The organism is Nakamurella sp., assembly GCF_048594475.1.
Classification (GTDB): Bacteria; Actinomycetota; Actinomycetes; order Mycobacteriales; family Nakamurellaceae; genus Nakamurella.
The window spans coordinates 1-6,074 of record NZ_JBMDXT010000357.1; the positions used below are offsets into that span (position 1 = coordinate 1).

Annotated in this window: 5 protein-coding genes; all 5 read left to right on the forward strand. The window is 71.3% G+C overall.

The window, feature by feature from the left end:
• A partial coding sequence (gene yidC / locus ACOJUF_RS16100) for a membrane protein insertase YidC (RefSeq protein ID WP_420122840.1) occupies positions 1 to 1,008 on the forward strand: 1,008 nt, incomplete at its 5' end.
• Positions 1,009 to 1,098: 90 nt separating this feature from the next.
• The gene (locus tag ACOJUF_RS16105) at positions 1,099 to 1,659 is read left to right on the forward strand and encodes a protein jag (RefSeq protein ID WP_420122841.1); all 561 of its coding nucleotides are present in this window, start codon (positions 1,099 to 1,101) and stop codon (positions 1,657 to 1,659) included.
• Between the two features lie 11 nt (positions 1,660 to 1,670).
• Complete coding sequence (gene rsmG, locus ACOJUF_RS16110; RefSeq protein ID WP_420122842.1) at positions 1,671 to 2,432, forward strand: 16S rRNA (guanine(527)-N(7))-methyltransferase RsmG; 762 nt, start codon at positions 1,671 to 1,673, stop codon at positions 2,430 to 2,432.
• 1,529 nt (positions 2,433 to 3,961) lie between these two features.
• The gene (locus tag ACOJUF_RS16115) at positions 3,962 to 4,873 is read left to right on the forward strand and encodes a ParA family protein (protein WP_420122843.1); all 912 of its coding nucleotides are present in this window, start codon (positions 3,962 to 3,964) and stop codon (positions 4,871 to 4,873) included.
• Positions 4,870 to 6,074, forward strand: a 1,205-nt coding sequence (locus tag ACOJUF_RS16120) for a ParB/RepB/Spo0J family partition protein (protein ID WP_420122844.1), incomplete at its 3' end; no start/stop codon positions are given. The genes ACOJUF_RS16115 and ACOJUF_RS16120, both read left to right, overlap by 4 nt.

The window sequence follows — 6,074 nt, forward strand, 5'->3', positions numbered from 1 at the left end:
ATCTTCCTGATCTGGACGCTGCGGGCGATCCTGTTCAAGCCGTTCATGAAGCAGATGGACTCGCAGCTCAAGATGCAGGCGGTCCAGCCGCAGATGAAGAAGCTGCGGGAGAAGTACAAGGACGACAAGCAGCGGTTGTCCGAAGAGATGATGAAGCTCAACAAGGAGGCCGGGGTCAACCCGCTGGCGTCCTGCCTGCCGGCGCTGATCCAGGCCCCCGTCTTCATCGGTCTGTTCCACGTGCTGCGCATGTTCCAGCCGGTGTACGAGAACGGCGAGTGGATCTACCGGCAGAACGTCTACTTCTTCGGGTATCAGGACGTCGTGTCCATGGGCAACGCCAAGTTGCCCGGCGGAGCGCCGCTGGTCGGGTACATGACCATGCAGGCCGACCAGCTGGCGTTCATGGACGGGGTGCGCTCGGCGATCATCGCCTGGGGCGTGCCGCTGACCATCCTGGCCGGTATCGCCACCCACCTGACCAGCCGGCGGTCGGTCGCCCGGCAGGCCCAGATGAACATCGACGCCGCAGCGAATCCGCAGACGGCGATCATGAACAAGCTGATGCTCTACATGTTCCCGCTGTTCGTCGTGGTCGGTGGGCCGTTCTTCCCGCTGGCCATCCTGTTCTACTGGCTGGCGAACAACTCCTGGACGTTCGGCCAGCTCTATGTCGCGCACAAGCTGCAGGACAAGAAGGCGGCGGCCAAGGCCCAGGTCGTCGAGGAGGCCAAGGACGCGAGCCGCTTCTCGACGCCGAAGCCGGGAGCCAAGCCCAAGGCATCGACGAACCGTCCGGTGGTCAACCCGACCAAGGTCGGCGATGCGACGCCGGGTGCGGATGTGGCACCACCGGCGGCCGCCAACGGAGCCGGTCACGGATCCGCCGGGGCCGTTCCGGGTGGGGCGGCCGCGGCCGGGGCGAGCACGCCGCCGAGCAAGCCCGCGCCGGGCAGCAAGCCGGCGCCGGGGGCCAAACCCCGGTCGGGGTCGAAGAAGAAGCGCTGATCGTTCCGGGTGGTGGTCGCCGCGTGGTCGTCCGCTGCCCGGGTACCGGGAGGGGCCGGCGGGGTCGCCGAGTCCAACAAGGGAGAAATCATGACTGACAACGTGACCACGGTCCTGGCCGACGACGCGCCGGCCGGTGAGGCAGGGGCGGTCGAGGAGCGCCCGGCGGGCAGCGGATCGAGCAAGCACGACCTGCTGGTGGCCGAGGGCGACGCCGCGGGCGACTACCTGGAGCGGCTGCTCGACATCCTCGACTTCGACGGTGACATCGACCTGGACGTCGAGGGCGAGCGGGCCGTCGTCTCGATCATCGGTGACGGCGAACTGGGCAAGCTCGTGGGTGACCACGGCGAGGTCCTGGACGCGTTGCAGGAGCTGACCCGGCTGGCCGCGACGGTCGAGACCGGTCAGCGATCCCGGCTGATGCTGGACATCGCGGGGTACCGGGCCCGCCGGCGCGCGGAGCTCGACGAGCTGGGACGCACCCTGGCCGAGCAGGTCGTCGCGTCGGGCGAGCCGGTGCGGCTGTCGCCGATGAATCCCTTCGAACGCAAGATCGTGCACGACGCGGTGGGCCGTGTGGACGGTGCGGAGTCCTCGAGCGAGGGTGAGGAGCCCCGCCGGCGCGTCGTCATCAGCGTCGCCGTCTAGCAGTCGTACATATGTTCGACCAGCCCCGCTCGCCCGATGCCACCGCGGCGCTGGAGCCTGAGCCCGCGGCGGCGTCGGTGGTGTTCGGGGAGCGGTTGTCGCTGGCCCGGCAGTACGCGGCGCTGCTGGCGGGGGATGGAGTCCTGCGCGGGCTCATCGGTCCGCGGGAGGCCGACCGCCTCTGGACCCGCCACGTGCTGAACTGTGCCGCGCCGGCGGAGCTGATCCCGTCCGGAGCCCTCGTGGTGGACGTCGGCAGCGGAGCCGGTCTGCCCGGCGTGGTGCTCGCGATCGCCCGGCCCGATTGCCGGGTGGTGCTGCTGGAACCTCTCGAGCGGCGCACGCGCTTTCTCCAGGAGGCGGTCGAGCAGCTCGGGCTGGACAACTGCCGGGTGGTGCGGGCGCGGGCGCAGGACGCGCCGGACGAGGCCCGCGGGGCCGACGTGGTGGTGTCGCGAGCCGTTGCCCCGTTGGGACGGCTCGCCGGGTGGTGCGCCGGTCTCGCCCGCACCGGCGGCCTGGTCCTCGCGCTCAAGGGGTCCTCCGCCCGGGCGGAGCTCGACCGGGACGCGGGCGACGTCGCGGCGGCCGGTCTGCGGTCCGCGGAGGTCGTGGAGCTCGACGGTCCCGCGGGTCCCGCCCAGGTGGTGCGGGCCGTGCGCGGTCCCGACCGCGGCCGGCGTTCCGGTGGCCCCCGACGTGGTTCTTCCGGTCGGAACACTCCCCGGGCATCCGGAGGCGGCAGCAGCGGTACGGGCCGCGCCCCGCGCTGAACGGACCCGGCTGACCGGTCGGGTGTGATCGGGTTCGGGATGTGCTGATGGCCGTTGCCGGTCCGTGACCTCCGCCGCCGGGTTGGTCGCCCGGTGCCGGGACGGTGGGGTGGCTTCGACCGGGCCCGCGAAGCCCGCCGGTGACACCCTTCCCCCGTCGCCCCGACCCGCCGGGACGGCGCTCCGGTCCGGGATGGGGCAGCCGTGCCGCGCCGGCGGGCAGCGAGTCCACGAAGGTCGTGCGCATCTCTGACTTGTGCTGCGGGCCGCGTCCGTACCGGTGACCGGGCGATCCGTGGTTCCTCGGCCCCGCCACGGCGGATCCGGGATGGGTGTCGGATCCACCGACGCGGTTCGGCCCGGGTCCGCGCCGGTGACCGGACGATCCGTGGTTCCTCGGCCCCGCCGCGGCGGATCCGGGATGGGTGTCGGATCCACCGACGCGGTCCGGCCCGCGTCCTCCGGCGTCGCGAGCCGCTGCGCGTCACCGGGCTCGGTCCCGGGTTGGCCGTGCCTGGGTGGGACGCGTCCGCTCGCGTGGTCGTCGCGTGAGTCTGGCCGATCCGCCTCGGTACCCGGCGGCTGAGCCGGATGGTGGCGCCGTTGCCGACATCAGGTGGGCGGTCCGGTCATCTGGGTGCTGACCCCCCGGGAGTCGCCGGCGGTCATCAGCCGGCCCGGCGTGGTTGGCGCGTGATTCTGGCCGGTCCGCCTCGGTACCCGGCGGCTGAGCCGGATGGTGGCGCCGTCGCCGACATGAGGTGCGCGGGCCGGTCATCTGGGTGGTGACACCCCTGGGAGTTGCCGGCGGTCATCAGCCGGCCTGGGGTGGTCGGCACCTGCGGGTGTCCGGAGTGCAGGCGTTTCACGTGGAACGGGAGCCGTGGCGGTCGGTGAGTGGCCGGTCGGGACTCCTTCCCTTTGGTGCCGTCAGATCCCCCGGTGGCCGGTCCCGCGGGGGTCGGCCGCGGGCCGCGCGCCGGCCGGCCGGCCCCGCCGTGCTGGTGGTCATCGACGCCAGGTCACCGTTCGCGCCGGGGGTCGGGACCAGGTGGTCCACGTGGCCGACCCTTCCACCAGGTCGATTCACCGACCGAGCGACGTTTCACGTGGAACAGAAGGAACGGTGACCGGTGCGCTTCTGCGGCGCATTCACCGAGTCGCGGGTGTTTCACGTGAAACGACTCCCTGGGCCGGCTGACGTCCGACGGTTTCACGTGAAACCGTGCACTCCCGATTGATGAATACCGGAGCATTCCGACCGGGCGACCTGTTTCACGTGAAACGCGCGGCCCCGCTCCGCTTCCTGAATGGCCCACCGGATGGTCGAATCGCCGCGGTCTGACCTCGCACTGCGCAGTTTCACGTGAAACCCCGCTGCGCCATCGGGCTGAAAACACGTCACGTCGCTCACATCCGGCGTGGTGCCCCAAGTGGCCATGAGGAGCGCCGTACCGTGCGGAGCGACCGGTCTTCGAACGCGGGAACGCGCTCCCATGGCCGGGCGGAACACAGAAGGAGGCGAATTCTTGAGCATCGACACAGCAGTCGACCTCGGCGAGTCCGACGTCGATATCGACCTCGATGACACCCCCCTGGCCCGTGCGTCCCTGGCGGCCATGGAATTGCGATCGGGTGAGCTGACAATGCCCCGACCGCGACACCGCCGGGTGTTCTCGGTGGCCAATCAGAAGGGCGGGGTCGGCAAGACGACCACGACGGTCAACATCGGTGTCGCTCTGGCCCGCGCCGGGCTGCATGTGCTGGTGCTCGACCTCGACCCCCAGGGGAACGCCTCCACCGCCCTCGGTGTGGAACGCAAGGCGGGGACGCCGTCGGTCTACGACGTCCTGCTCGGCCACATCACGCCGGCCGAGGCTATCCAGACCAGCCCGGAGGCCCCGCGCCTCGGCTGCATCCCGGCCACGATCGACCTGGCCGGTGCGGAGATCGAGCTGGTCAGCATGCCCGCCCGGGAACAACGGCTCCGGCGGGCCATCGCCGCGATCGACACCTACTACGACTACATTCTGGTCGACTGCCCGCCCTCGCTCGGCCTGCTCACGGTCAACGCGATGACGGCGGTCGACGAGGTCCTCATCCCGATCCAGTGCGAGTACTACGCCCTCGAGGGCCTGGGGCAGCTGCTGCGCAACATCGGCATGGTGCAGGAGCACCTGAACACCGAACTGGTCGTCTCGACGATCCTGCTGACCATGTACGACGGCCGCACCAAGCTGGCCGAGCAGGTCGCCAACGAGGTCCGCAACCACTTCGGCGACCTGGTGCTGCGCACCACGATCCCGCGGTCGGTGAAGGTGTCCGAGGCACCCGGGTTCGGCCAGTCCGTCATGACGTACGACCCGGGGTCGCGCGGCGCCATGTCGTATCTCGATGCCGCCCGCGAGATCGCCGAACGAGGAACGAAGGAGCAGGCATGACGCCGAAGGCACGAGGCGGGTTGGGCCGGGGCCTGGCCGCCCTCATCCCCACCGGGCCCACCACCACGACGGTGGCCGACGTCCTGCTCAACGGCGGGCCGGCGCCCCGACGGGACACGGCGCCGTTGTCCCTGGTCACCAGCCCGGTGACGGCAGCTGACCCGGAGGTGGATCCGGAGTCCGAGAGCGCGACGGCGGGAGTGACGGCGGCGGCGCCGGACCCGTCCGTGGGCCAGCCGACCACGACGACGGCGGCCCCCGTGGCCAGGACGGCTGCGCCGGAGACCGGGCCGGCGGTCGTTGCGGGTGGAACGGTCGCGGCGACCGGCGACGGACCGCGGTACGAGGAGGTTCCGGTCGATCGCATCCGCCGGAACCCGCGCAATCCGCGGACTGTCTTCGACGAGGACGCCCTGGCCGAGCTGGAACACTCGATCCGCGAGTTCGGGGTCCTGCAGCCGATCGTGGTCCGGGAGGTGACCGGTGGCGGCTACGAGCTGGTGATGGGTGAGCGCCGGTGGCAGGCGGCCCAGCGGGCGGGCCTGAGCACGATCGCCGCGATCGTCCGCCGGACGCAGGACGCCGACATGCTGCGGGACGCCCTGCTGGAGAACATCCATCGGGCGAACCTGAATCCGCTGGAGGAGGCGGCGGCCTACCAGCAGCTGTTGGAGGAGTTCGACGTCACGCAGGAGGAACTGGCCTCCCGCATCGGACGGAGCCGGCCGGTCATCTCGAACACGATCCGGCTGCTCAAGCTGCCGATCGCGGTCCAGCGGCGGGTGGCCGCCGGCGTCCTGTCCGCCGGCCACGCCCGGGCCCTGCTGGCCCTGAACGATCCGGAGGACCAGGAACAGCTGGCCGCCCGGATCGTCGCCGAGGGCCTGTCCGTCCGGGGGACCGAGGAGGCCGTCACCCTCATCATCGGGCGGACGGCGCCGCGGCGCCGGGCCACCCCGCCGAAGCGGACGATCCCGGGCCTGGAGAACCTGGCCGGGGCGCTGTCCGACGCGTTCGACACGCGGGTCCGCCTCGAGCTGGGCCGCACCAAGGGGCGCATCGTGGTGGAGTTCGCCACCCAGGACGACCTTCGCCGGCTGGTCGCGGTGATGGCCCCGTCGGCGATCGATTGCCCCCCCCCACCGGGCACAGGAGAGTGCCACAAAACAAAAGTTTGGGGGGCGGCCACGATAGCCCCGCC